A 22246-nucleotide genomic window follows, 5' to 3' on the forward strand; every position below is an offset into this window, starting at 1 on the left:
TACTTATCCTCGTTATTTTTCTGCCGGATCGATCTGCACGTAAGCACGGTTTTCTTCCCGCAGGGCTGTCTGCATCAAGGCATTGGCATCCTCGGCGGTCAGCTCGGCCAGCGCGGCGATCTCATCGGCCAGCGTACGGCCCTTCAGGCAGGCAGCGGCCGCTTCCTCGGCGGCATCGTCCACGGCTTCCACGTCGCCCAACAGCTCGCCGTACATCTGGTTTTTCACCAGCATAAAGACCTCGTGGTCCACACCCTCGCGGCGCATCCGCTCGATTTCCTCTTGCAGCAGATCCACGACCTGGCGCGGGGTGTCGCTCTCGCCGGTAAAGGCCACGGCGCAGGCGCCGCGCACCGCGATAAAGTCACCGGAGAACTCGGGGTTGACCAGCGCTTCATCATACAGGCGGCGGTAGAGCTTCGTCAAGCCGCCGACAACCAGATCGCCCAGCATATCCAGCAGCAGTTCCCGCTTCAAATCGCCCGGGGCCAGCGGCTCCTCACGGTAGGCCACGCCGAAGCAGGGCTTCGTGACCGGCATTGTGAAAAGCGCCTCTTTGTGGGGCAGCGGGCCGTCCTGGGCGGGAATGTCCCACTCGACCTCGTGCGGGGCGCGGGCACGGTAGAGGCCGTTGCGCTTGCAGGCGTCAACAGCCTGGGCCAGCGTGATTTTGCCCGCGACGCTCAGCACCATGTTGGACGGCGCGTAGAACGCCTTGGTGCAGTTGTAGAGCATCTGGGGCGTCAACTCGGCAATGCTCTCCACCGTGCCGGCGATATCGTCCCGCAGCGGGTGGTCGGCGTACAGGCAGCGGAACAGTGCGTTCAGCAGCCGCCAGTCGGGGCTGTCGTCGTACATCTTGATTTCCTGGCCGATGATGCCCTGCTCTTTTTCAATCGTGGCTTTCGTGAACCACGGCTTGCCCACCATGCCAAGCAGGATATCGAGGTTTTCATTGATTTTCTGGGTCGCCGAGAAGAGGTAGCAGGTGCGGTCATAGCTGGTAAAGGCGTTGGCCGACGCGCCGGTCTTGGCGTAGAAGGTGAAGGAGTCGCCCTTGGGCGTCTCGCACATTTTGTGCTCAAGGAAGTGCGCCGTACCGGCGGGCAGCGTGACCTGCTTGCCATCCAGCTTAAACGCGCGGTGAATCGAGCCAAAGCCTGTTGCATAGATGGCATGGACGCTGCTGTACCCGGGCATCGTGCGGCAGAGCACGGTCAGGCCGCTGGGCAGCACAACGCTCTCACAGTTGACGGCGGCAGCGGCGCGGGCCTGGGCGGCGGCAAAGTTTTTGTGGTCGTTATTCAACATCTTCACTGCCCCCTTTCCCCTGGGTACCCGGCTGGGCGGTCACGGCGTAGCAGACGGAATAGCTGTAACTTTGCAGCGTCTGGCGCACCTCGTCCAGCGTCACGGCGCTGGTCAGAACCTTGCCGTACTCGGGCGGGTAGAGCGGTTCGCCGCGGGTGATCTGGCCATAGTACCAGTTTTCCAGCGCGGCCAGGCTGTCGCCCAGGGCGTCCATGCTGGAAAGCAGGCCGCGGCAGCAGTCGTCCACTTCCTCCTGGGTGATGGGGCCGTTTTTCAGCCCCTCCAACTCGGCAATGATGGCGGCCTCGGCCTGCTGCTCCTTGCCCGGCTCAACACCGGAGTCGATCATCATAACGCCGGTGGCCCGCTGGGCGGCGCTGCCGCAGTAGTAGCACAGGGACTGCTTCTCGCGCACGTTGCGGAACAGGCGGCTGGTGGCGGAGCCGCCCAGCACGCTCATCGCCACGCGCAGGATGCTGACGCTGGGCGGGTTGGGGTGTTCCTCGCCGGTGGTAAACAGCATACACAGCTTGGCCTGGGTCAGGCCGGGGACTTCCTCTTTAAAATGGCGCAGCGGCGTGGCGGGCATGGCGATGGGCGCAGCGAAGGGGTGTGGGTCGCGGCGGATGCCATCCAGCTTTTTCAGCAGCATATCGGCCACGCGATCCTCGTCCACGCCCTGCACCATCACGTCAATGTACGCGGTGGAGAGGATGCGGTCATACTCGGCCTTGAGGCTTTGCGGCGTGACGTTGACCAACTCACCGGGGTAGCCGCCCAGCTCGATGCCCGCAGCGGTGTCGCCGTAGAACTTGCGGCGGGCCTGCCGCACGCAGTAGAGCCGCTTTGAGTTGAACTCAGCTTCCAAGCGGCGGGCCTGGGTTTCGGTCTCGATGCGCACGGCCTCGGGGTCGAACGCGCCGTCCACAAGGTAGGGGTCAAAGATCGTGCCGAACACGATATCCGCGTAGGCGTCGGTCAGGTTCTCCCCCGCCAGGGCGTAGGCGTCCTTGATGCCGCAGATATCGGCGGACAGCACGCGGTCGGTGCCCGCGCTGGCAAGGTCGACGCCCAAATCAGCGCCGTACAGTTCGGCCAAACGGCGGGACAGGGCGGTCATATCGGGGCAGGCCGCATAGCCGCGCTCCAGCACAAGGGCCAGCACGGCGGCATCGGTGGCGGACTCCCGCCGGGCCGGAAAACGCAGATGCAGCGTGATACGGCAGCGGTTAAATTTCGCAGCGTCCAGCGTCGTGATACAGACACCGGGCGCGAGTTGTTTACGTTCCAAATCGCTTTTCCTTTCAAACATCAATAGATATTGGTATTATACCGCTTTAACGGCATAAAGTAAACAAAAAACTTGCAACAGATACTATATATTGTTTATAATAGAGATTATGAAAGCCCTCTGGCCGCCGCGGCGGGGTGAGGGCACCCCGCCCTGCGCCCCCATGAAAAGGGGCATCCACCGTACACTTGCGGGCCGGGCATGCCCGGCCCCTACAAATCAATTTTATATAGAGAGGTCATTTCTATGGATTGTTTCGCCCTGAAAGGCACCTTTATAGACACCCCCACCCCCGACGCACTGCGCGTGCGCGAGGGCTATCTGCTGTGCGAGAACGGCCTGTGCGCCGGGTTCAGCCGCACCGCGCCCGCCGGGGTGGAAATCCTTGACTACACCGGCCGCATCATCACGCCGGGCCTGGTCGACCTGCACCTGCACGCGCCGCAGTACAGCTATTGCGGCACGGCCATGGATCTGGAACTGCTGGACTGGCTGCAGCAGTACACCTACCCCGAGGAAGCCCACTACGCCGACCCAAAGTACGCCAAGCTGGGCTACTCCTACTTTGTGCGCGATTTGAAAAACAGTGCCACGACCCGCGCGTGCATCTTTGCCACGCTGCACACCAACGCCACACTGGAACTGATGCACCAGCTGAAAGACGCGGGCCTGTCGGCCTTTGTTGGCAAGCTGGCCATGGACCGCAACAGCCCCGACACCTACCGTGAGCCGAGCGCAGCCGCGGGCCTGGCCGAAACGCGCCGCTGGCTGGACACCTGCCGCACCGAAGGCAGCCTGCACGCAGGCCCGGTGCGCCCGATGCTGACCCCGCGCTTCACCCCCAGCACCGGCGACGAATACATGAAGGGCCTGGGCGAGCTGGCCGCCGAATATAACGTACCTGCGCAAAGTCATCTCTCTGAGAACCCGGGCGAGATCGCATGGGTGGCCGAGCTTTGCCCCGACACAAAATTCTACGGCGAGAGTTACAGCCGGTTTGGCCTGTTCGGCAACGACGTGCCCACCGTGATGGCCCACTGCATCTACTCCCCCGACGCCGAGGCCGCGCTGATGAAGCGCAACCGTGTCATGATCGCCCACTGCCCCACCAGCAACGAGAACGTGATTGCGGGTATTGCCCCCGCCGCCAAGTACCTGCACGGCGGCTGGCGCATCGGCCTGGGCAGCGACGTGGCGGGCGGCCACACGCTGGACCTCTTCGCCGTGATGGCAGCGGCCGTGCAGGTCAGCAAGCTGCGCTGGCGGTACATCGACCAGAGCGAGAAACCGCTGACCATGACCGAGGCGCTGTATATGGCGACTGTGGGCGGCGGTGACTTCTGGGCCGATTTTGGCGAGAACGTCGGCCTGTTTGAGGACGGCTACACCTTTGACGCGCTGGTTTTGGACGACTCCGCGCTGAAAAATATGCGCACCTTCACCCCCGCCGAGCGCCTGGAGCGCTACGCCTACCTGGGCAGGGGTGCGCTGACCGCAAAGTTTGCGCAGGGCAAAAAGCTGCTGTAAACCTTTATACAACACCAACGGCCCCCATGCACCGCACTGTGCATGGGGGCCGACCCAATCCCTCTATATTGCTGAAAAAACTTAGTTGATGAATGCGTCGTGGATGGCGGCGACGGCCTTGTCGGCGTCGGCTTCATCGATGATGACGCTGATCTTGATTTCGCTGGTGGAAATCATCTTGATGTTGATATTCTGGTTGAACAACGCCTCAAACATCGTGGAGGCCACGCCGGAGTGGCTCTGCATACCAGCGCCGACGATGGAGACCTTCGCGCAGGTCTTGTCGACGGTGATGTCGCCGCCGCCGATGCGGCTGGTGGCGTTTTTCAGCGCAGACACAGCGTTTTCGGCGTCACCCAGGGGCACGGTAAAGCTCATATCCTTCTTGCCGTCGCGGCCGGTGGTCTGCAGAATGATATCCACGTTGATGTTCTTCTGGGCCAGCAGGCTGAAAATCTTAAACGACATACCGGGCACATCCGGCACATCCTTGACGGTCAAAACGGCGACGTCGGTGTCCTTTGCAACACCCTTGATGAGCATACCTTCCACTTTGGTTTCCTCCTTAACGATGGTGCCGGGCACCGGATTGATGCTGGAAATAACTTCCAGCTCGACATTGTACTTTTTGGCCAGCTCGACACTGCGGTTGTTCAGCACCTGTGCGCCCAGGGACGCCAACTCGAGCATTTCGTCAAACGTGATCTCTTTCAGCTTGGTGGCCTTGGGGATCTTGCGCGGGTCGGCGGTGTAGACACCTTCGACGTCGGTGAAGATCTGGCAGCGGTCTGCATGCAGGGCAGCCGCCAGTGCCACGGCAGAGGTATCGCTGCCGCCGCGGCCCAGGGTCGTGATATCGTCAGAGCGGTTCAAGCCCTGGAAGCCCGCCACGACGACGACGCGGTTGCGGGCAAGCTCACTCTCGACACGCTCGGTGTCCAGCCGCTTGATGCGGGCCTTGGAGTAGGCGCGGTCGGTGTTGAAGCCCGCCTGCCAGCCGGTCAGGCTGATGGCGGAGACGCCAAGTTCCTGCAAGGCCATCGTCAGCAGGGAAATCGAAATTTCCTCGCCTGCGGCCAGCAGCATATCCATCTCGCGGTGGGACGGGTCGGACGTAATTTCCGCCGCCTTGGTGATCAGGTCGTCGGTGGTGTCGCCCTGCGCCGAAACGACCACAACAACGTCGTTGCCGGCGTTGCGGGTGTTCATGACGATGCGCGCCACGTTGAAGATGCGGTCACGGTCTTTGACCGAGGAGCCGCCGAATTTTTGTACGATCAAGCCCATTGGTGTTATCCCTCTCCCCTATCTTAACTGACTACTGCGCCGACATTGTCGGCCAGCAGACGATGCACAGTAAAATGATGCAGCGGGCCATCCGCCGCCAGCGCCGCCTCGGCGCGGGTGAAAAACTCGGTGTCGTCCTTGTGGACAACGGCCATGATGGTAGGCCCTGCGCCCGAGATATACACCGCCTGTGCGCCCAAATCCTGCGCCAGTTCAAAGATATCGTCGCCGCCTTCGATAAGCGGCAGGCGGTATTTCTGGTGCAGCACGTCCTTGGTCGCCACGCCCAGCAGCGCGTAGTTGCCCTCGCAGAAAGCCGCTGTTGCCAGCGCCGCGCGGGACAAATTGTAGACCGCGTCCTTATGGCTGACCATGGCAGGCAGCGCCGCACGCGCTTTGCTGGTCAACAGGCGGAAGTCCGGCACGAACGCCGCAAAGGCGAGTTCCGGGTCGATATCCTTTTTGACGCTGTATACCTGGCCTTCGTCGATAACGCTGGTGACAAAGCCGCCCAGCATGGCGGGCGCAACGTTGTCGGGGTGGCCCTCAATGGCCGTTGCCAGCGTCAGCATCTGGCGCTCGGTCAGTTTATCGCCCAGCAGGGCGTTGGCGCCCATGATGCCCGCCACGATGCAGGCCGAACTGGATCCCAAACCGCGGGCCATGGGGATATCGTTGCGCTGGGTGATGCGCAGACCTTTCAGCGGGATGCCCAGCTGGTCATAGACGACGCGGGCCGAGCGGTAGACCAGGTTGTTGCTGCCCGCCGGGACGTGGGTGCCATCGACGGACGAGATCTGGATGCGGTCGGATTCCTCAAACGTGAAAACGTTGTGCATCGAGACGGCCAACCCCAGCGAGTCAAACCCTGCGCCGACATTGGCGCTGGTGGCCGGGACCGTTACTGTTACCATATGCCCTGTCCCCTCTTACTCTTCCAGTTTTTTCATGGCCAAGGCGACCTTGCCGCCCAGCACCTCAATTTTCTTGGTGATCTCAGCCACATCGGCGGCAGTGGCCTTGTCGATGAGGTAAGCGGCCTCGCCGTTTTCCTCAAAGACCGTGTGGCCCGCACCAGCCACGCTGGGCAGCAGCGCCGCTGCAACGCCGGTCACACGGATGTACCAAGGGTAGCTGTTCTTGTCCTCCAGCTGGCCCTCGGGCTTTTCGGCGGGTTTCCAAAACAGCGAGTCGTGGATCTTGACGCCCTCTTTCAGTGCATCGATGACATCCGCCACCACGGCGCTGGCGGTGGGCAGCTTGCCCGCGCCCTTGCCGTAGAACACGACATCGCCCAGCATATCGCCCTTCATCAGCACAGCATTGAACACATCGTCCACGCCCGCAAGTTGGTTCGCGTTGGAGACGAGCATCGGCTCAACACCTGCGGCCATGTTTCCATCCTCGCCCTCGTCGTACCAGGCGATCAGCTTGATGGCGCTGTCCAGCTTTTCAGCGGCCTTGATATCGGCGACCGTGATGTCGCGGATGCCGCGGGCCGGGATGTTATCCGGGTAAACGTGATGCCCGCAGGCCAGGCTGGCGAGAATCGCAATTTTGCGGCAGGCATCGCGGCCGTCCACATCGTCGCCGGGATCCTTCGTCTCGGCATAGCCGAGCTGCTGGGCGATTTTGAGCGCAGCGTCAAAGCCCATGTTCTCCCGCTTCATCTTGGTCAGCATGAAGTTCGTGGTGCCGTTGACGATGCCGCGGATCTGGCTGATGTGGTTGGCGGCCAGGCACTGGTGCATCGGGGTGATGATGGGCGTGCCGCCGCCGACACTGGCCTCAAACAGGAAGGCCGCGTTGTGCGCTTTGGCAAGGGCCAGCAGCTCTGCGCCGTAGGTAGCGACCATTTCCTTATTAGAAGTGCAGACGCTGCGGCCGCTCTCCAAACACTGGCGCACATACGGATAGGCGAATCTGGTGCCGCCGATGGTCTCGACCACGACTTTGATCTCGGGGTCGTTCAAAATCGTGTCGATGGAGTTGGTAAAAAGTGCGGCGTCCGGGGAGGCGGAGAAATCCCGCACATCCAGGATGTATTTGACCTCGACCGGCTCACCGACGCGGCGGGCGATGGATGCCGCGTTGCGGCGGCAGACCTCCAGCACGCCGGAACCGACCGTGCCGAAGCCCATGATAGCAATTTTAGCCATTGGAATTTTCCCCCTGTATTCTTACACTCGGTATCTGCCCGTGAAGCCGCCTTGTAGGGGCCGGGCATACCCAGCCCTCGGCCTAAAGCCAGAAGGCATCTTGCGGGAAGTTCGCGGGCGAGGCATGCCTCGCCCCTCCCCTGCGGCCAAGAGAAGTTACGCCCCGCGGTGAATCTCCACCACGCAGGGCTGGTGGGACAGGCGGGTCAGCATCTCATCCACAGGCATCTGCATCGTGCCGGTGCGGACCGTGACTTCCACCTGGGCCGCGCCGTTCTCCGGGCGGGACTGGGTGATGGTCACGATGGACGCGCCCGCCGCCGAAATACCGGACAGCAGGCTTTGCAGTGCGCCGGTCTTATCCAGCAGCGTTGCCACCACCGTGATGGACTCGCGGCCGGTCTCGGCATCGAAAACGGTATCCTTATATTTATAGAATGCGCTGCGCGAAATGCCCGCCTGCTTGGCGGCGGCGGAGATGTTGCTCACCGCGCCGGAGGCCAGCAGCTCCTTGGCTTGCAGCACCTTGACAAAAACTTCCGGCAGAACCTCTGCATCTACCAGCAGAAAGCGCCTTTCGGCCATTGGTGTTTCCCCCTTGTGTACAAATGTTTCTCGATGTGTCCCATGATACCACGGCCCGGGGCCTGTTGCAAGCCTTTTTGAGCGGTTTTTGTGCAATTTGTCAAATTGCACAGCCCACAGGGCGGAAAAGTCAATATCTTTTGTGCGGGTACAACTGTATCTCATACAAAAACAAAACCACCTCAACCGTTTTGCGGTTGAGGTGGTTTGATAGAGAGGCTTCCCCCCACGGGGGAAGCTGTCACCGAAGGTGACTGATGAGGGGCAGCTTTGCCTCTATTGCCCGGGAATGGGTCGCTGCGGCAAGCGCGCCCCTCATCCGGCGCTTCGCGCCACCTTCCCCCAAGGGGGAAGGCTTTTATTCGGCACCTGCCGCGGCATCCGCAGCGGCCTGTGCCAGGGCGGCGTAGGGGTCGTCCTCGGTCGAGACGACGTAGCTGCTGTCGGGCAGGTTATCCTCGGTGTAGTAACCCACCGCGCCGCCGCCAGAAACGATTGCGCCGGTGGAGGTGTCAAACCGCTTCTCCACGACGTTCTCGCCCTTGGCAAACTCCTTGACAGGCAGGTCGGCCTGCAGATCTTCCATCAGATACTTCCAGGCGTACTGGATGGGGCTTGCGTTCTTGCCTGCCTTGCCCAGCGTGTCCATCTCGGTCGGGCGGTCACAGCCCCACCAGATGGCGGTCACGTAGTACGGCGTCAGGCCTGCGAAGGTGTAATCCTTGTAGTTGCTGGTCGTACCGGTCTTGGCCACGGAGTCCATCTCGCCGTCGGGACCCTTGCCGTAGGCAGTACCCTTGCTGCTGTGCAGGACGTTCCACATCATGCGGTTCATGATGTAGGCCGTGTCAGCGCTGATGGCCTGGGTGGTGTTGATATACTTGTCGTTGTCCAGAACCATGTTGCCCTGGTAATCGGTGATCTCGGTGTAGTAATGCGGCGTGGTGAACGTGCCGGTATTGAACATCGTGTAGGCACCGGCCAGCTGTACGACCGTCAGGCCGCTGCTCTGGGAACCCAGCACCAAGGGGCCGAGGTCCATATCGTTCTCGGCGTTGATATAGCTGCATTCCAGCGTGTCATGCACAAAGTTGTACAAGTAATCCACGCCGACCATATCGCCGACCCAGACAGCCACCGTGTTGTAGGACTGCTGCAGGGCGTCATAGACGAGCATCGGGTTGCCCTGACCGCCTGCACCGCCGTAGTTGGTGGGCCAGGCGCGCCAGACATCGCTGCGGGACTGGGCTGCCTCGGAATAGGGACTCATCACGCCGATATACTGATCCTTCAGGACCTTCTTGTCCTCCGCAGAGTAGTACGGGGCATCGAGGATCTGGGAAGAATAGTTGATGAGCTTGTAGTCCAGCGCCAGCGCATACGCGCCGATGGGTTTCATCGTAGAACCGGTCTGGTGGGGAGAAGTCGCGCGGTTGAAGCCCAGGTCGTACTTCTTCTCGCCAATGCCGCCGCCGATGCCCAGGATGCTGCCGTCGTAGTCCAGCGTTGCCATTGCAGCCTGGGTGCGGACTTTCTCATACACGCAGAGGTAGACGGTGGTGTCGTTGGGGTAGTCGGGGTCGGTGGAAGTGCCCATCTTGAGAGTCGTGCCCTCCTCATCGGCGTAGATGGGGATAGCCTCCTGGCCGTAGACCGCATAGCCGTCCTTCGTGATGGGCAGACCGGTAGCCTCGTCGTACTGCACCTCGTCCCAGCTGCTGGAATCCGCAGGATAATCGCGCAGGCAGACCGGCTCCTCATGCCACAGGGCAGGAATCAGGTCGTCCTCGTTGTACATCGTTTTCTCGATGCCCGCCTGCACGGTGGGGTCAACGGTGGAGTAAATGCGCAGACCACCGGAGAAGATCAGTTCCTTCGCCTCGTCGGCGGTGTAGTTCAGATCCTCCTGCAGCTGGCTCAGCAGCTCGGTGTAGAGCGCATCGGTGAACCAGGAGTTGCTGGAAGAGCGAGTCGCGTTCTCGGTCGCGGCGGAGCTTTCCACCAGCGTGATGGTCTCGGCCTTCGCGGCTTCAAACTCAGCCTCGGTGATATACCCCTGGGACTGCATCTCGTACAGAACATGGTTGCGGCGCTTGATGAGTTCTTCAGGGTTGGTGGCAGGGTTGTACTTCGTCGGGTTCTTCGTGATAGAGGCCAGCACGGCGCACTCCGACAGGGTCAAGTCCTCGACATGCTTGCCGAAGTATTGCAGCGAGCCAGCCTCCATGCCGTGGACAATGCCGGTCAGCGGGATGGTGTTCAGGTACGCTTCAAGGACGGTCTCTTTGCTGTACTTGTTGTCCAGACCCAAGGCACGGAAGATCTCGCGCACCTTACGCATATTGTCCTGCTCGTTATCGCCGGTCAGGTTTTTAATGAGCTGCTGTTCCAGCGTGGACGCGCCGCGGTTGGTGCCCCAGATGCGGTTGCCGGTGAACGCGTTCAGCGCGGCACCGATGGTGCCCTTGAGGTTGATGCCGGGTTCGGTCCAGAAGTTCTTATCCTCGATGGCGACGACGGCGTTTTTCAGGTTGTCCGGCATGGCGGAAAGCTCGCGCCAGATGCGGTCCTCGCCGCGGGTCAGCTGGGCGTACTCGTCGCCGTAACGGTCGTAGATGATCGTCGTCTGCTTGTTTTTCTGGTTGTCCAGGTCAAGGGTCTCGGCGTCATCTGCCGTGACCTGCACGATATACATGGACAGCAGCACGCCGCCCACGCTGGCCGCCATGATGCACAGGCAGAGCATACAGCCGATGAAGCTGAAGATCCTGCCGATGATGCTGCGGCGCTTTTTCGGTTTTTTCTTTTTGTTCGGTGCGGGTGCGCCGGGCTGGCCGGTGGCACCTGCGGTGGTCTTTACGCCCTCGGTGGAGATATGGCGCTGCTGCTTGGGTTCTATGGGAACCGCCTCCTTTGGTCTGTATCAAAGCGCACGGCAAAGGCCGTAACACAGAATCGCACAATGTTATAGAATGAATTATACCACAAGTCGGGGCCAAAAGTACAGTATCGGACGTAAAATTCACAACTTTCGGTGTTTTTGTCTGCAATGGTGCCCATACTATCCACGCAAGGGGGAATTATTATGCAAAACAGACAAATCCGCAGGGTGTATCTTTCGCTGCTGGCGGCAGCAGCGGTGCTTTGCATCGCGGCGGGGATGGTGTGGTTTCTGCGCGGGCAGCCCTCCCCTGCCCCGGCGCGCTACCTTTTAAAAGACAGCGGCGGCCATGTGGCGCTGTACACCGCCGACGGCACCGGCCCGCTGGCGATCTATGAGGATATTTACACCCACCTTCTGCCCGAAAGCGACGTGCTGGCCCTGCAGCAGGGCGTGCAGGTAGCGGATGAGGTGGAATTGCAGAGACGGTTGGAGGATTATGGGCTGTAAAAATCTTGCGTCTGCTCTGCTTTTATGCTATATTATAGGTAACTACCATAATATAAAAGGAGTTACAGTATGACTGAACAGGAAATTCTGAACGCGGTACAGGATATTTTCCGCGATAATTTTGACGATGACACCCTTGAGATCACCCGCAGCACCTGCGCCGACGATATTGAGGACTGGGACAGCCTGGAGCAGATCAACCTGCTGACCGCCATCGAGAAGAAGTTCAACATCAAGTTCAAGCTGGCCGACGTCCGCGGCCTGAAGGACGTGGGCGACCTGCTGGACCTGGTTGCACGGATGGTGTAAATCTCAATATCGTTTTGGGGCGGCATCCTGCCGCCTTTTTTCAAATGCTTTTGCCAAAGGAGCCTGCCATGAACCACTACACGCTGGCGGAAATGACCCCCGGCCTGACCGAGGAGTTTACCGTGACCGTCACGCCGGAAATGATGGACGCCTTCCGCGCCATCACCGGGGACGTCTCCCCCATCCACATCGACGCTGACTACGCCAAGGGCCGTGGCTACCCCGGCCGCGTCGTCTACGGGATGCTGGGGGCGAGCTTTTTCTCCACGCTGGCGGGCGTCTACCTGCCCGGCGAGCACTGCCTGCTGCACGGCGTGGAGTGCAAGTTTGCCAAACCTATTTTCATCGGCGACACGCTGACCGTCAAGGGCACCGTCGTGAACGTCAGTGAGATCGGCAGCGAGGCCGAAATCAAGGCCGTCATCACCAACCAGGACGGCAAGCGCGTGACCCGCGGCATTATCAAGGCCGGGTTAGCGAAATAAAGAGGAGAAAAACCATGTCTTATACCTATCTTATCACCGGCGCTACCAGCGATGTGGGCCGCTCACTGATCGAGCGGCTGCTGACTGCCGCCCCCGACGCCACTGTGCTGGCCCAGGGCTGCGGCGACCTGGAAAAGCTGGCCGACCTCTGCGCCCGCTTTCCCGGCCAGGTGTGCCCCTTTGACGTTGACCTGTCCGACCGCGCCAAAGTCGATACCTTTGTGCAGGTGCTGGCGGCGTCTGCCCCCGCGCCGACGCATTTCATCCACCTGCCCGCGCTGCCGGTCGTCAACGCCAAGTTCAAGGCCTTTGACCAGACCCGTTTTGACCGCGATTTGGAAATTCAGGTCCACAGCGCCGTGCGTATCTGCCGCGCCGTGCTGCCCGCCATGGCCAAGGCCAAGTTTGGCCGCGTGCTGTTCATCCAGACCAGCTATACCATTGGCTGCCCGCCCAAAAACACCGCCGCCTACGTCATGGCGAAAAGTGCCATCGGCGGGCTGGTCAAGAGCCTGGCCGTCGAGTACGCCCGCTTCGGCGTCACGGTCAACTGCGTGGCCCCCAGCATGATGGAGACGAATTTCTTAAAGGATACCCCTGACCTCATCGTGCAGGCCGCCGCCGAAGAAAACCCCATGGGCCGCAACGCGACGCCCGCCGATGTTGTCCCCGCCATGGCGTTCCTGCTCTCCGACGAGGCACGGTTCATCACCGGCGTAACGCTGCCGGTCACAGGAGGGTCTGCCATTGTCTGAGACAACTTTCCGGCTGGCACGCCTGGGTGAGGATACCGCCATCATTGACTTCATCAACGAAAATTTTGATATGCGTCTGCCGCTGCTCAATCGGCCCGAGCTGTTCCATCACTACTATGCCGGCCGCAGCGGCATCCCACAGTTTGCCGTAGCGGAGGAGGACGGCCGGTACGTCAGCGCCGCTGGGTACATACTGGCCAACACCAAGCGCAAGCCTGATATCTGGGTCAGCGTTTGGGTGGCCGCCAAGGGCCACAACGGCGTCGGGCTGGAATTGATGAACGCCCTGCCCGGCCTACTGAACGCCGACGTGGTGGCCTGCAACAATATCCGCCCCAACACCTGCACGTTTTACCAGTTTTTGGGCTGGAAGGCCGAACGTCTGCCCCACTACTACCGCCTGGGCCGCCGCCGCGCCTACTATCTGGCAAAGCCGCTGCGGTATTCCCTGCCCCCTGTGCAGCGCGATTTAGGCCTTGCCAAGGTGGCGGACGCCGCCGACCTGATCTCGCTGGGGATGCCCGCCACGCCCCACACGCCCCGCAAGGATGTGTGGTATATGCGGCGGCGGTATTTCCACTACCCGCACTTCAAGTATGACGTCTGGGCCGCGCAGGAGAACGGCAAGCTGCTGGCCTACGTCGTGACCCGCACGGTCTGTGCCCAGGACACCGGCTGTGCCGCCGTCGTACGGCTGGTGGATTTCATCGGTGAGGACGCCGTGCTGCCCCGCCTGGGTGCCGCGCTGGACGCGATTTTAAACCACGCGGGTGCCGAGTACATGGACTGCTACAACGCCGGCATCCCCGCCGACGTCTGGCTTGCGGCCGGCTTCACCGAGCGCATCGAGGGCGACGGCTGCATCATCCCCAATTACCTGACCCCGCCCCTGCACGAGAACACCGAGTATTATTATTTCACGAATAAGCCCGAGAATTTCGTGATGTTCAAAGCGGACGGCGACCAAGATCGACCGAATTTGAAGTAAAAAAATGCACCGATGGCTTTTCCGGCTGGAAAGGCTATCGGTGTTTTTGATTTTATTTTAAATGCAAAATAAAAACCGCCAGACATCAAACGATATCTGGCGGTTTTCAGTCGGAGTGACGGGATTTGAACCCACGGCCTCTTGGTCCCGAACCAAGCGCGCTACCAACTGCGCTACACCCCGGAAAGAAAAACCGCAGCAGCTAAGCTGCTGCGGTGTGGTTGGGGATGAGAGGATCGAACTCCCACGGGCGGAGTCAGAGTCCGCTGCACTACCATTATGCGAATCCCCATCGGGTTTTGTTTTGGGCGTCTGCCCTCAACGCTCATATATTATAGCGTGCCCGGTGGGATTTGTCAACGCTTTTTTTGAAAAAACTCTCCTTTTTTTGCAAACTTTTTTATCTCTTCAGAAATTTTGCGATCCTGCGCTAAACTTCTGTCTCCCGCTCGCGGAAGATACGCGGGAAGATCTGCCCTTCGGCCAGCTGGGCGGTCATATCCTGCTGCGGTTTGGCAGCGGTTTGGGTTTGCATGGGGTTTCACACTTTCGGCCGATACCGTATGTCCGACACGGTGTAGACCGTGATGAAGGCCTGCGGATCCTCCTGGTTCATATAGTTCATCAATTTCTGGTATTCGCTCTTGTCCACGATGGTGATGATTTCCCGCCGCTTCTGCATATTGTAGGCACCGTAGGATTCATACACCGTCGCGCCGCTGTGCAGGTCGCTGAGGATGAAGCGGCGCAGCGCTTCCTCTTTTTCAGTGATGATGCAGACACGGCGCTTGATGTTGTGGTCATAGATAAAGTGGTCCAGCACAAGGCCATTGAAATAGGTGCCTAAAATGCTTAACACCACGGTCTTTTTGTCGTAGACCAGCGCCGCCGAGAGCGCCACGCACATACCGGACAGCGACATGGCGCGGCCAAGCTCCATATGCAGGTACTTGTTCATGATCTTTGCCACGATATCCAGCCCGCCCGACGATGCGTTGCGGTTGAACAGGATGCTCAATCCCACGCTGACGACAAGGATATAGCACAGCACGTCCAGTTCCTGGCTGTCGGTCAGCGAGCCGATATCCGGGAAAAGCCGCTCAAACAGGGCGATGAACACTGGCAGCATGACGCTGGTGTAGACGGTCTTGACACCGAATTCCCGCCCGCAGGTGAAAAAGCCGATGATGAGCAGCACGACGTTCAAAATCATCGTGATGGCGGACAGTGGCAACGGCACAAAGTTTGCCAGCACAATGCCCAAGCCCGAAATACTGCTGACCGACGCATGGCTTGGCACGAGGAAGAAATACACGGCAGCCGCAATGATGGCTACACCCCCGGTCAGGATGGCGGCTTCTTTTACCAGGGCCGCAGTGTCGATTGTCTTTTTCATCGTGTCCTATCAACTCTCCTTGATCCGCTTGCCGGTCATATGCTCAGGCGTCAGGGCCAGGCAGAGCACCCGGTCCCTGGCCGCGGCGATCTCGGCGTCGATATAAGCGGCATCGTCGGTGAACTTTTCGGCCAGGCGGCGGCAGGCGGTTTCAGTCAGGGCGGCATCCGTCACCGGGGCGATGCGCCCAAACACGATGACACTGCAAAAATGCAGCGGCCACTCCCCTGCCACGCGCTGTCCTTCGTCGTGTACGCAGAAGGACGCCTTATCGCAGGCGCGGATGGCGTCAATCTTGTGTCCTTCCTTCGCACCGTGGAAGTAGAGCTTTCCGTCAGTCTCATTGTACCAGTAGTCGATGGGCAGGCCGTAGGGGTAGCCATTCTCCCCCAGCAGTGACAGCACCCCGCGGGGCTGGCTGCGCAGAACGGCCAGGCATTCCTCCCGGGTAAGTTCCTGTTTAAAGCGGCGCATGGTTCTGAACATACCGGTTTCCTCCTCTATTGGCTTCTGCTATTGATACTAGCACAAATCGCGGCGGGATACAATGGGCAAGTTTGGAACTCACCCGCAGCAGTATCGCTCGATGGCTTTCCGGGCGAACTCCGCCGCGCCGGGACCGCCCGCCGCGTTGATGTTCGCGGTAAATTCGCCGCCCGCACCGTACATCTGGCCCAGGCTGTGCAAAATTTCTTTGGTGCAGGTGTAGTAATGTTCCGTGATGAACGCCTGCAATTTCTGCACTTGTGCCTGCACGGCCGGGTCAGCCGGGTCTTTCGTCTGCATGTGGCCGAACGCCGCGACCAGGGCCATCAACGCACGGGCGTTTTCCTGCTGGGCCTGTGTTGTCTCATGGGCGTTCTTTGTCTCGTACTCCTGGTAGGCCGCCGTTGCGCCCCACTGCTGTTTGGCCTTTGCGGCGTACTCGTCGAGCTTCTTCGTGTCAAATGCGGTAAAATCCATGGCATTTCCTCCTGTTTGTCGGATGTTTTCCGCGAGAGTGATGAGGCTTTCCAGATGCTGTTTTTGGAGGGTCAGCAGCTCGATTTGCTGTTCCAGCGCCTTTTCCCGGTCGAAGTGCGGGTTTTGCAGGATCACGGCGATCTCTTTTAACGAGAATTTCAACTCACGGAACAGCAAAATCTGCTGTAGGGTCTCCAGGGTGGCGGCATCGTAGAGGCGGTAGCCCGCCTCGGTGCGGGTGCCGGGGTGCAGCAAGCCGATTTGGTCGTAATATTGCAGGGTGCGCACGCTCACACCGGTCAGGCGGCTGACCTCTTTTACAGTCATCATAGCGCTTCCTCCTTTCGCGGTAGTTTCAGCATACAGTATCACGCAGCGTCAGGGTCAAGAGGAAATTGCAAAAAAATTCTGCCGTTATTGTAGCATACATTTTTAGAAAGGGGAAATCCGAATTGTGCGCAGCGTTACAACCCGGAAATTTTCCTGCTGGGGTTGTTATTCGCGGCACAATTCAGGAGCCGGGTGCAATTTTGGGTGTTGGAATCGCCGGCACAGTTTTCTACACACTGTATTGTTATCGGCAGCACAGTTCGGCTCAGGATTTTAGGGTTTGGTATTGTTATCGAGCGCACAGTTTGCGAAAAATGCTGTTGTTATTTACAGCACAGTTTGCCGGGGCAAGCGGCAGGATTTTTGCAAAATCTATTGTTATCCAGCGCACAATTCGGAAAAATTCACGGGCTTTTTAGGGTTGTTATCGGCGGCACATTTCCGTTGCCGGGCCAAAATCAAGGTTGTTATGTACGGCACATTTCCAAAAATTCTGCCTGCTTTTCCCATGTTGTTATTTGCAGCACATTTTCTGGGTGGGGGTTGTTATTCAGCGCACAATTTACAGTATGTATAATTTCATTTTTGCAGCGACGGGTGTTGTTATTCACGGCACATTTTGCAAAAAATCACTGTTTAGCGTACCTTCCCTGTTGTTATTCACGGCACAATTCCCGCAAAAATTTCTGTTGGAGTTGTTATTCAGCGCACAATTCCGCAAAAATTCTGCTTTTGCCGGGCAGATTGTTAGTCTCGACACAATTTCAAGAATTTTCGCCGGGTGTTGTTATTCACGGCACAATTTTATTTTTTGCAAAATTTCCGATTTTTCTGCCCCTGTTGTTATTCGCAGCACAATTCCCGCAAAAATCTTTTTTGGATTTCTGGGTGTTGGAATCGAGCGCACAATTTGAATGGTTCCCAGAATTTCAAAAATCCCGTCTCTGGGGTTGTTATTCAGCGCACAGTTCCCAAAATCCGCCAAATCGGCACCGCACGATTCTTGCCCAAAAAATAATTTTTTCGGGTTGTTATGCCCGGCACATTGTAGCTTTGCGCACAAAACAGTTGTTATTTACAGCACACCGCAGTTGGAATCCGCGGCACATTTCTGTTGTAATTTTCGACACAGCTACACATTATTTCTAAATATATATAAATAGAGAGTAAAAAGCCAAGAACGAAAAAGCAGGGATTTTGAGTGGCATCGTCAAAATGTGTCGGATATTACAATAATTGACACTTGACGCACAATCTGCTATCATACGTGTAATGTGTTGAAGAAGATGAGGTCACGCCATGGTACCCAAAGACAAAACTAGTTCCCCCATAGATTCGCTATACCCCAACGCCCCGATACGCGGACCGAAAAAATCCCCCGGCCGCCCGCCGAAGAAGGACCCCGCCAAAGCCCAGGTCGAGGCCCCGCTTGCCACATACAGCGGCCGCGGCAGCCAGACCATTGTGCGCAAATCCAATGACCTGATCCAGAACGCTATGTCCACCCTGACATTGAGCCAGCAAAAATTGATGCTGCACATTTTTGCAATGATCAAGCCGTCGGATACCGAGCTGCCCCGGTACGAAATGTCCATCTATGAGTTTCTGAAGCTCTGCGGCGTCGACCCGCACAACGGCTCGATGTATGCCCAGGTGCGCAACAACATCGACGCGATCGCTAACGCGAAGGTGCAGTGGATACGCCTGGCAGGCACGCAAAAGATTACGATGTTCCGTTGGCTTTCCGGTGCGACCATCGACGAGGGCACCGGCAAGATTGTCTTAACGCTGGACCAGGCATTAAAGCCCCACCTGATCCAGCTAAAAGAGTTCTACACCACCATGAACATCACCTATACGCTGCCGATGAAGAGCCAGTACAGCCTGAAAATTTATGAGCTGTGCAAGAGCTACCAGAACCTTTATCTCACGAAAAAGCAAAAAGGCGAGCCGCTGGTCTGGAACATCGAGACGCTGAAAAAGCAGGTGGACTGCAACGCCACCAACTGGGCCCACGTGCGCCGCACTGTGCTGGACAAGGCCAAGAGCGAGATCAACGGCCACACCGACATTTATTTTGACTACGAAGTCTACGAAAAAGACCGCCAGCGCGTCATTGCCGTGGCTGTCACGATCGAGCCTGTGGACAAGCAGGTGGCCGACGACAAGCTGAACGAGATCACGAAGTCCATGTCCAGCAAGTCCCGCGGCAAGAAGAAGCTGACCCCCGCCGAAACCGGCTCGCTGGACGACGATCCGAGCATCCTGACGCTGGAGTATGTCTCGGTGCCTGAGACGACGATCCCCTATTCCTACGGTGCTACGCCGGATCTGCTGCGCCAGGAGTTGGAGGTCAAAGCCGAGTTGGACAAGCTGAACCGCGAGCTGACCGCCGACGAGATGGAGGCCGTACACACGATGATCGGCGCGATGGTCAAGATGGCAGGTACGCCGCGCGGCAACGACAAGATGATCGATGGCGGCAACGCGCATTTCTTCCAGACCGTGAACAACGTCATCGACAACTGCGGCGGACTGCGCCGTTGGTTTGAGGGTGCGGCCGCCCGCTACGCGACCCGGGTCATCCCGGTGGCCCGCACGAAGAGCGCCCCCCTGCCTTATCTGTCCAAGGCCATTCTGGACGATTTGGAAAATTACCGTATGTACGTTACTTCCGGCGTGCCGGAGCCGCTGGACGGCTACGATGCCGCGCCCGAGCAGCCTGATATCGTTGAGACGACCGACTTTGTGGAGACCGATGCCGAGCCGGTCAACCAGCTGGTGCCCGAGGATGCCGCCACGAAAAAGCAGGTCACGGCGGCGTTGCTGCGCTACATCGACCGCGATGCTCTGTCCGCCCGGCTGACGACCGGCCAGATGGAGGCATTCGACGATATTTTGCAGATGACGGCCTATTTTTGCCGCCGCAACGTCAAAGGTAAGGACGACGGCATGATGGAAGGCAAGGCCAATATGCAGTTCCTTAACGCACTGAACAAGGTCATTGCCCGGTACGAGAGCCTGACCCCGCTGTATGAGGCCATGGCCGTGATGATGGACTATGACACCTACTGGAAAGACCTGATGAAGAACCCGAGAATCAAAAACCCCAAGCTGGTGTTCCAGTCTGAAGTGGAGCGTGCGCTGCTGATGCCCGCCGCCGTCATTGGCGAGTACACGGCCCGCAAAGCCCAGAACGACCCTCGCGCCGTCCACAAGGAGTACGATTGGGTCAAGGCGTTTGAGGAATAAACGCAGAATTTTTTGAAAATGTGCGCTGAATAACAACATCCCCCGCCAGAAAATTCCGGCGGGGGATGTGTTTTGGAAAGGCGCCCCCAAAGGGGAAGGCAAAGGAATTACCCCTTAATAACCCTCTCAATCGCCTCTTTCTCCAGACCTTCTCCAATCACGATGAGAACTTCCTGTCCTTGGGCGATTTTCTGCACGGTCATGGTATCCCGGGCGGCGTTCAGCTCGACCCAGCCGCCGCCATCGGGAATAAACCCCTTGATGCGCAGAATGTGCCCATACTTTGCATCGTGCAAAAGCAGCTGTGCGGCGGCCTTGATTTGCTCGACCGTGCGGCCCGCCTTGAGGAAATACAGCGAAGTAAATGCCTCATGCTCGTCGAAATGCAGCTTGACATAGCTCGTCTGCCGCCAGCCGCAGCCGTCAATGCGGGCAAAATCGGCGTCGGTCAGCGCGGCCCAGTCTTTGCACAGCACGTCTTCGCCAAAGCGGCGGGCGCAGTGGCAGCCTTCCAGCGCATGGTTCAGGTGATCCACCACGGCGGCACACTCCCTTGCCCCGGCCTGCTGCACCCGGCTCATGACCACCAGCCCGGCGCTGGCGGCCTCCGACGCCAGCAGGTAATCCGCCTGGGGCGAAAGCTCGCTCTCGAGCTTCGCGTCTACGATAGCAATGACGCTGCCCAAGCGGTACCAGCGGTCCAGGGGCTCATCCCGCAGGATGTCGTAGAACTCGTCCACGTCGAAAATACCGCTGGGCTCGATGACGACCCGGTCAAAGCCGCGCATTGCCATCGAGATGAGCTTGGTGCGCATACGGCGCTGGTGGGTGTCGCAGTCGCAGCCGCCGCTGATCGTTTCCAGATCGCAGTTGTCCCCAATGAGGTCCTGCAAAAGCATGGCGTCCACGTTCACCGCGCCGAAGTCGTTTTCCAGAATGCAGACGTTATGCCCCTGCGCCACAAGATACTGCACGTATTTACGCAAAAAAGTCGTCTTTCCGGAACCCAAGAACCCGGTGATGAGATCGACCTGTACCATCGCTTATTCCTCCTCTGGGTAGGTCATGCCCCACTGGCGGCGGATGTCGGTCATGATGCGCATGACGTCGCGGGTGTAGTCCAGGTGCATCGTGCCCTGCCCGGCCACGGCGCGCTCCATGTCCTCGACCTCGTAGAGCAGGGCGTCGGCGGTGCTGCCGCCCCGCAGCGTCTCCTTACTGCCGTCCTCGGTGTAGGTGATGACGGCCTCCTGCCCGCGGGGGTAGTCGTAGAATTCGACATAGCCCTTGTCAAAGGCGACCGTGCCGCGCTTGGGCTGCTTGGCGTGCAGCGAGAGAATGACCGACGCCATCTCCTGCTCCTTGTTTTTCAAAAGGATGCCCGCCTGTTCGTCCACGCCCGTGGGGGCAAACCGCACCTGGGAGACGACCTCGTCCGGTGCGGAGGTCATGAACCACCGCACGAAGGACAGCGCGTAGACGCCGATATCCAGCAGTGCGCCGCCCGCGAGATTGCGGTTGAAGAAGCGGTTGGACATATCATAGGGCTTGTAACTGCCAAAATTCATCTGGATAAGCCGCAGCTCACCCAACGCGCCGGTGTCGAGCTTTTCCTGCAATTTGCGGTAGATGGGCATATGGTAGAGGGTCATTGCCTCGGCCAGCACGACGTGGTGTTCCTCGGCAAGGCGGATGGCCTCGTTCAGCTCGTCAGAGTTCAGGGTGATGGATTTCTCGCACAGAACGTGCTTACCCGCGGCCAGTGCCTTGCGCAGGTACTGGATGTGGGTGTTGTGCGGAGTGGAAATATAGATGATATCCACGTCCGGGTCAGCGAACACATCGTCGATCTGGTCGTAGACTTTTTCAATGCCGTACTTCTCGGCGAAGGCCTCGGCTTTGGCATGGGTGCGGTTGGCGACGGAATACAGTGTTTGCCCGCGGCTGGCCAGCGCCTGCGCCAGTTCATTGGCGATAACGCCGCAGCCCAGGGTGGCCCAACGGTAGTTTTGCATAAACAAAATCTCCTTTCCCGATTCTGCCAACAGTATAGCGCAGTTGCGGGGAAATGTCCATCGGCCCCCAAAAGAAAAAGCCGCCCGGCATACACCGGGCGGCGAGAGGTGGGGTTACAGTGGGGCTGTTTAGCCCAGCAGTTGGCTGAGCAGCACGGCGGGGCCGGCGCGATAGCCAGGTACAGCACGGTGGCAAGGCCGC

At 59.0% G+C, this 22246-nt stretch carries 21 protein-coding genes and 2 tRNA genes; 9 read left to right on the forward strand and 14 right to left on the reverse strand.

The annotated features are described in order from the left end of the window. Nucleotides 1-12 precede the first annotated feature (12 nt). Nucleotides 13-1311 (reverse strand): EF-P 5-aminopentanol modification-associated protein YfmH, encoded by a 1299-nt coding sequence (gene yfmH / locus ACZO0A_RS09285; RefSeq protein WP_302376201.1) that lies wholly within the window; start codon nt 1309-1311, stop codon nt 13-15. Next, entirely contained in the window at nt 1301-2602 is a 1302-nt protein-coding gene (locus ACZO0A_RS09290; RefSeq protein ID WP_302376136.1) for a M16 family metallopeptidase, read from the reverse strand. The genes yfmH and ACZO0A_RS09290 overlap by 11 nt, the downstream gene beginning before the upstream one ends. 246 nt (nt 2603-2848) lie before the next feature. On the opposite strand from ACZO0A_RS09290, the gene ACZO0A_RS09295 reads away from it, so the two are divergent. Continuing rightward, on the forward strand, nt 2849-4129 hold the full coding sequence (locus ACZO0A_RS09295) for an amidohydrolase family protein (protein WP_486846239.1): 1281 nt from the start codon (nt 2849-2851) through the stop codon (nt 4127-4129). 81 nt (nt 4130-4210) lie between these two features. Here ACZO0A_RS09295 and ACZO0A_RS09300 read toward each other — a convergent pair whose 3' ends face one another. From ACZO0A_RS09300 to ACZO0A_RS09320, 5 genes are all read right to left on the reverse strand, one after another. Continuing rightward, nucleotides 4211-5416 carry an aspartate kinase gene (locus tag ACZO0A_RS09300; protein ID WP_294718430.1) on the reverse strand — a complete coding sequence of 402 codons (1206 nt, stop codon included), beginning with the start codon at nt 5414-5416 and terminating at the stop codon, nt 4211-4213. Nucleotides 5417-5439: 23 nt separating this feature from the next. Continuing rightward, on the reverse strand, nt 5440-6330 hold the full coding sequence (thrB, locus tag ACZO0A_RS09305; protein WP_215691521.1) for a homoserine kinase: 891 nt from the start codon (nt 6328-6330) through the stop codon (nt 5440-5442). A gap of 15 nt (nt 6331-6345) precedes the next feature. Continuing rightward, entirely contained in the window at nt 6346-7575 is a 1230-nt protein-coding gene (locus ACZO0A_RS09310; RefSeq protein WP_215691522.1) for a homoserine dehydrogenase, read from the reverse strand. Nucleotides 7576-7731: 156 nt separating this feature from the next. Next, entirely contained in the window at nt 7732-8160 is a 429-nt protein-coding gene (locus tag ACZO0A_RS09315; protein WP_215691523.1) for an ACT domain-containing protein, read from the reverse strand. 358 nt (nt 8161-8518) lie between these two features. Further along, a complete protein-coding gene (locus ACZO0A_RS09320) occupies nt 8519-10906 on the reverse strand; it encodes a transglycosylase domain-containing protein (RefSeq protein WP_486846240.1) in 2388 nt (795 codons plus the stop codon). 7 nt (nt 10907-10913) lie between these two features. Between ACZO0A_RS09320 and ACZO0A_RS09325 the strand changes: the two genes are divergently transcribed. The 6 genes from ACZO0A_RS09325 (at nt 10914) to ACZO0A_RS09350 (ending at nt 14088) form a co-directional block, all read left to right on the forward strand. Beyond that, nucleotides 10914-11108 carry a hypothetical protein gene (locus tag ACZO0A_RS09325; protein WP_417336751.1) on the forward strand — a complete coding sequence of 65 codons (195 nt, stop codon included), beginning with the start codon at nt 10914-10916 and terminating at the stop codon, nt 11106-11108. 137 nt (nt 11109-11245) lie between these two features. Beyond that, the gene (locus tag ACZO0A_RS09330) at nt 11246-11551 is read left to right on the forward strand and encodes a hypothetical protein (RefSeq protein WP_291209612.1); all 306 of its coding nucleotides are present in this window, start codon (nt 11246-11248) and stop codon (nt 11549-11551) included. Between the two features lie 69 nt (nt 11552-11620). After that, nucleotides 11621-11860, forward strand: a complete 240-nt coding sequence (locus ACZO0A_RS09335; protein ID WP_215691527.1) for an acyl carrier protein — start codon at nt 11621-11623, stop codon at nt 11858-11860. 68 nt (nt 11861-11928) lie between these two features. Beyond that, nucleotides 11929-12345 (forward strand): MaoC family dehydratase, encoded by a 417-nt coding sequence (locus ACZO0A_RS09340; RefSeq protein ID WP_291209609.1) that lies wholly within the window; start codon nt 11929-11931, stop codon nt 12343-12345. A 14-nt stretch (nt 12346-12359) separates the two neighbouring features. Further along, nucleotides 12360-13100 (forward strand): SDR family NAD(P)-dependent oxidoreductase, encoded by a 741-nt coding sequence (locus ACZO0A_RS09345; RefSeq protein WP_302376129.1) that lies wholly within the window; start codon nt 12360-12362, stop codon nt 13098-13100. Beyond that, a complete protein-coding gene (locus ACZO0A_RS09350; protein WP_294781658.1) occupies nt 13093-14088 on the forward strand; it encodes a hypothetical protein in 996 nt (331 codons plus the stop codon). The genes ACZO0A_RS09345 and ACZO0A_RS09350 overlap by 8 nt, the downstream gene beginning before the upstream one ends. 110 nt (nt 14089-14198) lie before the next feature. Here the strand turns inward: ACZO0A_RS09350 and ACZO0A_RS09355 are convergent. The 5 genes from ACZO0A_RS09355 to ACZO0A_RS09375 all read right to left on the reverse strand — a co-directional run bounded on the left by ACZO0A_RS09355 (nt 14199) and on the right by ACZO0A_RS09375 (nt 16777). Next, nucleotides 14199-14271: transfer RNA gene (locus tag ACZO0A_RS09355), tRNA-Pro, on the reverse strand. A 35-nt stretch (nt 14272-14306) separates the two neighbouring features. Then, nucleotides 14307-14380: transfer RNA gene (locus tag ACZO0A_RS09360), tRNA-Gln, on the reverse strand. Between the two features lie 249 nt (nt 14381-14629). Continuing rightward, nucleotides 14630-15484, reverse strand: coding sequence for a YitT family protein (locus ACZO0A_RS09365; RefSeq protein WP_302376127.1), 855 nt, complete (start codon nt 15482-15484; stop codon nt 14630-14632). A 9-nt stretch (nt 15485-15493) separates the two neighbouring features. Beyond that, nucleotides 15494-15970 carry a pyridoxamine 5'-phosphate oxidase family protein gene (locus ACZO0A_RS09370; protein ID WP_291232316.1) on the reverse strand — a complete coding sequence of 159 codons (477 nt, stop codon included), beginning with the start codon at nt 15968-15970 and terminating at the stop codon, nt 15494-15496. Between the two features lie 78 nt (nt 15971-16048). Continuing rightward, the gene (locus ACZO0A_RS09375) at nt 16049-16777 is read right to left on the reverse strand and encodes a MerR family transcriptional regulator (RefSeq protein ID WP_302377299.1); all 729 of its coding nucleotides are present in this window, start codon (nt 16775-16777) and stop codon (nt 16049-16051) included. Nucleotides 16778-16981: 204 nt separating this feature from the next. Between ACZO0A_RS09375 and ACZO0A_RS09380 the strand changes: the two genes are divergently transcribed. After that, entirely contained in the window at nt 16982-17926 is a 945-nt protein-coding gene (locus ACZO0A_RS09380) for a hypothetical protein (protein ID WP_302377297.1), read from the forward strand. Between the two features lie 150 nt (nt 17927-18076). Then, complete coding sequence (locus ACZO0A_RS09385; RefSeq protein WP_302377295.1) at nt 18077-20029, forward strand: replication initiation protein; 1953 nt, start codon at nt 18077-18079, stop codon at nt 20027-20029. A gap of 107 nt (nt 20030-20136) precedes the next feature. Here the strand turns inward: ACZO0A_RS09385 and ACZO0A_RS09390 are convergent, their stop codons facing one another. Next, on the reverse strand, nt 20137-21069 hold the full coding sequence (locus tag ACZO0A_RS09390) for a GTP-binding protein (RefSeq protein WP_302377294.1): 933 nt from the start codon (nt 21067-21069) through the stop codon (nt 20137-20139). A 3-nt stretch (nt 21070-21072) separates the two neighbouring features. After that, a complete protein-coding gene (locus ACZO0A_RS09395) occupies nt 21073-22044 on the reverse strand; it encodes a Gfo/Idh/MocA family protein (RefSeq protein ID WP_294718452.1) in 972 nt (323 codons plus the stop codon). Between the last annotated feature and the right edge of the window lie 202 nt (nt 22045-22246).

Source organism: Gemmiger sp. (genome assembly GCF_057431175.1).

Coding starts and splice junctions, on each gene's coding strand:
- ACZO0A_RS09330 (WP_291209612.1), top strand. CDS start 11,246: ATGCAAAACAGACAAATCCGCAGGGTGTATCTTTCGCTGCTGGCGGCA.
- ACZO0A_RS09295 (WP_486846239.1), top strand. CDS start 2,849: ATGGATTGTTTCGCCCTGAAAGGCACCTTTATAGACACCCCCACCCCC.
- thrB (WP_215691521.1), bottom strand. CDS start 6,330: ATGGTAACAGTAACGGTCCCGGCCACCAGCGCCAATGTCGGCGCAGGG.
- ACZO0A_RS09365 (WP_302376127.1), bottom strand. CDS start 15,484: ATGAAAAAGACAATCGACACTGCGGCCCTGGTAAAAGAAGCCGCCATC.
- ACZO0A_RS09345 (WP_302376129.1), top strand. CDS start 12,360: ATGTCTTATACCTATCTTATCACCGGCGCTACCAGCGATGTGGGCCGC.
- ACZO0A_RS09395 (WP_294718452.1), bottom strand. CDS start 22,044: ATGCAAAACTACCGTTGGGCCACCCTGGGCTGCGGCGTTATCGCCAAT.
- ACZO0A_RS09340 (WP_291209609.1), top strand. CDS start 11,929: ATGAACCACTACACGCTGGCGGAAATGACCCCCGGCCTGACCGAGGAG.
- ACZO0A_RS09370 (WP_291232316.1), bottom strand. CDS start 15,970: ATGTTCAGAACCATGCGCCGCTTTAAACAGGAACTTACCCGGGAGGAA.
- ACZO0A_RS09310 (WP_215691522.1), bottom strand. CDS start 7,575: ATGGCTAAAATTGCTATCATGGGCTTCGGCACGGTCGGTTCCGGCGTG.
- ACZO0A_RS09385 (WP_302377295.1), top strand. CDS start 18,077: ATGGTACCCAAAGACAAAACTAGTTCCCCCATAGATTCGCTATACCCC.
- ACZO0A_RS09390 (WP_302377294.1), bottom strand. CDS start 21,069: ATGGTACAGGTCGATCTCATCACCGGGTTCTTGGGTTCCGGAAAGACG.
- ACZO0A_RS09375 (WP_302377299.1), bottom strand. CDS start 16,777: ATGATGACTGTAAAAGAGGTCAGCCGCCTGACCGGTGTGAGCGTGCGC.
- ACZO0A_RS09325 (WP_417336751.1), top strand. CDS start 10,914: ATGAAGCTGAAGATCCTGCCGATGATGCTGCGGCGCTTTTTCGGTTTT.
- yfmH (WP_302376201.1), bottom strand. CDS start 1,311: ATGTTGAATAACGACCACAAAAACTTTGCCGCCGCCCAGGCCCGCGCC.
- ACZO0A_RS09335 (WP_215691527.1), top strand. CDS start 11,621: ATGACTGAACAGGAAATTCTGAACGCGGTACAGGATATTTTCCGCGAT.
- ACZO0A_RS09315 (WP_215691523.1), bottom strand. CDS start 8,160: ATGGCCGAAAGGCGCTTTCTGCTGGTAGATGCAGAGGTTCTGCCGGAA.
- ACZO0A_RS09320 (WP_486846240.1), bottom strand. CDS start 10,906: ATGCTCTGCCTGTGCATCATGGCGGCCAGCGTGGGCGGCGTGCTGCTG.
- ACZO0A_RS09300 (WP_294718430.1), bottom strand. CDS start 5,416: ATGGGCTTGATCGTACAAAAATTCGGCGGCTCCTCGGTCAAAGACCGT.